2 protein-coding genes are annotated in these 2,969 nt (G+C 59.6%); one reads left to right on the top strand and one right to left on the bottom strand.

Annotated features, from left to right (window positions below):
- Window positions 1–415: 415 nt before the first annotated feature.
- Window positions 416–1,489 carry a diguanylate cyclase gene (locus WBP53_RS12355; protein ID WP_423929353.1) on the top strand — a complete coding sequence of 358 codons (1,074 nt, stop codon included), beginning with the start codon at window positions 416–418 and terminating at the stop codon, window positions 1,487–1,489.
- A gap of 123 nt (window positions 1,490–1,612) precedes the next feature.
- On the opposite strand, the gene WBP53_RS12350 is transcribed toward WBP53_RS12355, so the two are convergent.
- On the bottom strand, window positions 1,613–2,452 hold the full coding sequence (locus WBP53_RS12350) for a type II toxin-antitoxin system RelE/ParE family toxin (protein ID WP_423929351.1): 840 nt from the start codon (window positions 2,450–2,452) through the stop codon (window positions 1,613–1,615).
- Between the last annotated feature and the right edge of the window lie 517 nt (window positions 2,453–2,969).

Raw genomic sequence — 2,969 nt, 5'->3', positions numbered from 1 at the left:
CCGGGATGACGAAATGTGCGGATTGTCGTTAAGTCAGTGCCATTCGGTTCAGAGACCGACCTCATAGGCTCATCCGGGCTCATTCGGGATACTCATGACGTCCGCCAGGCATTCGGGACCGGATAGGGTGTGTCCCGGTTGTATCCCGAATCAATCGTTTCAACCCGCCTCTCAGATCAACTCCGCTGTTTCCAACTGCCCTGTACCCCGGCAGCTGATCGAAAGCGAATTGTGCGTGTCCCGATTGTTCGTTCGGTTGTTCGTTGTTCGCCAGATAGCGGCCGCTCACTTCGTGGGTGTCCCGGTTGTTATAGTGAGGGTTCCAGTTACTAGTCGAACCAGCCCCGCATTGCGCTAACCATACGTTCTTGCGCCTCCCACGCAGACGGTTGACCCATCGAGATTTTCAATAGTCATGAATTTCAAATCGTCAACCGCTCGCATGCTCAACGCCCCTCGACTTCCACGACAGATCTACATTCCGCGCGTGCTTGGCCTGGGCTTGGGTGCGCTCGTGATTGGCGCTGCACTGCATGATCAGGCGCGACCGACCTGGGTCTGGATGCTGACCTTGATAGGTGGCTTTGCCTGGCCACACCTCGCATACCTGCATTCCTCCCGGGCAGGAAAGTCAGGGCGTGCAGAGAAAATCAATCTGATGATCGATGCAGCGCTGACCAGTTTTGCCCTCTATGCCATCGGCTTCAGCATTGTTCCCAGTGCGATAGGCATCACGCTGCTTGCGATGAACAACTTGTCGGTGGGCGGTGTGGGGCTCCTGGCGAAAGGTTGCATCGCCATAGTGGCAGGACTCGTCGTTGGCGCTGTTTTTCTGCCATTCGAGTTTCACCCGGCCTCCAGCTTGCTGGTGCAATCAGCGACCATGCTACTCGTGGTTCTGTACCTCACTGCATTCGCATGGACCATGTGGCGCATGGCAAATGACCTGCAGCAAAGTCGTGATGCGCTGCACATGCTGTCTCAGACCGATGCGCTCTCCGGATTGAAGAACCGCGGTGCATTCGAGTCTGCCTTGGGCGAGAAGTTTGCCGCATTGCGGTCGGGCCACGGAAACGCGGGAGCAGCGTTACTGTTCCTCGACATGGACCATTTCAAGCAGATCAACGACGAAAGCGGGCATGCAGCGGGAGATGGCGTGTTGCGAGCGATGGGTAGCGCGTTGAATTTCGAAATTCGGAAAGCAGACATTGCGGCCCGCTACGGAGGCGACGAGTTTGCCGTATTGCTTGATCAGGCGGACGAGCCCGCTGCGCACGTGTTCCTCGATCGTGTGAAGAACCGTATCCGAGCCACGGCAGTATTCGAAAATTCAGCGGTTCCGCTGACCTGGAGTACGGGTGTCTCAATATTTGATGCGTCCGTATCGTCGCCAGACGCCTGGTTGGCTCAGGCAGATGCTGCCTTGTACAAAGTCAAACAGCGCGAGCGCGGTGGCGTGGTGCTTGCGCAGAGTGAACACAAGGCCTGAGCAAGTCAGCACCGGACGCAAGAAGCGGGGCGAAGCGCGACATGCAGGATTCCACATCCAGCTAGCTTGTCGGCAGCGAATCATGCGTGTACTCGTAGACGTACGCGGTGGCGAACGCACGGCCTAGCGATACGACCCCGGTCCGCTCCAGACCTCTTCGCCCAGGCGGTAGACCCGTTGGATATCGATGACTTCGCGGGCGTCGCCGATGAACTCCAGTTCCGGTGAATCCATTTCGACCATGCGACATTTGCCGGAGCCACGCCGCAGCGCTACCTCGAGCGGGCAGACCATGCGTCGCAACGTGCCGGGCAACGGAAGAAAGAGCTCGGTGATGCCCTGGTTGCGCCAGGTACGCAAACGGTCTTCGTCGGCCAGGTTGTAATACACGTTGAAGCCATCTATTCCCATATTGGTTCCGGCGGGGGCCGCATTGTTGCTGCGCCCGCGGTTTCTGCCGAGCTTGGCGGCCAGTGCGGCGTTCGCGCGGGCGTTCTCACTGCGGAATCCAGGTGGCGGTCCAAACGCTTGCTCAGGGCGCTCCGCGGTCTCGTCTGGCTCTTCGGGCGGCTCCGGATCGGTGATGGGCAGTACGGTCGGGGTGTCTGAAGTGTCGGACAACTGCACGACCGGCGTGGGCGGTCTGGGCGCGATTGCGCGCGATGTCCTGGGTTTATTGGGGCGCACCGGCTTGCGGTGCACAGGTTGAGGCGAGGGCGGCGGCTGACTGACCGGCTCGTCGAGCAGCGACACTTCCATTGCGCTGCCACCCGCTTGGCCCTGCGGCGTGGTCATCGTGATCGGTGGAGGCGGCGACATCAGAAAGAGTGCGAGCAGCACATGCAGCAACGCCGTCAACAGTGCGGCCACCCAGCGTTGTACGCGCTCGGTCCGATCCAAAGCCTGATTGACGGCTCCGGGCGGCGTACTGCTCATGCCGCCGGCGATGGGTGGAAACGTCAAGTGGCGGATCCTCAAGGTGTTTCTAAAGCGCACGACGAAACAGGGTGGAGTAGTTTCAGCAAGTTTCAGGACACGCACAATTCCAACGGGATAGTGGGTGTCCCGGATGTTGCCGAGGCAAGGGCGGCCTCCGAAAATCGCCCGCTCGCTCGTCAAATGGCGCGCTTCGGTATGCCCGGAAACATCGATTCTGGCCGATTTGGGTGACGCTGAGCCAACTTTTCCCGTTGCCGTTGCAAGTTGTCGCGCCCCGGACATCCCGACACATTGTAGGTGCCCCGGTTGTTCAGTTGATATCGAGGCGGTCTTCCATACGGGAAGATGAGGCAGCAGAGGCCCGGTAAAGTTCAATCAATGGGCTGAGCTTGGGTGGCTGATCCGGGATGCTGATCCGGGACACCCATGATTCCAACGGGATATTGGGTGTCCCGGTTGTTCCCCGGGACATTGTGGCGGGGGTGGTTGCCGGACAACCGGGAGCCGTTGGTGTGGGTCACCGTAGGTTCCAGTTTCCGTC

Source organism: Dokdonella sp., assembly GCF_049593775.1.
Taxonomy (GTDB): Bacteria; Pseudomonadota; Gammaproteobacteria; order Xanthomonadales; family Rhodanobacteraceae; genus Dokdonella.
The sequence above is the reverse complement of the archived record's forward strand: the minus strand, read 5'-3'. Positions and strand labels throughout refer to the sequence as shown.

Excerpts from the sequence above, each read along its gene's own strand:
- WBP53_RS12355 (WP_423929353.1), top strand. The coding sequence starts at position 416 with ATGAATTTCAAATCGTCAACCGCTCGCATGCTCAACGCCCCTCGACTT.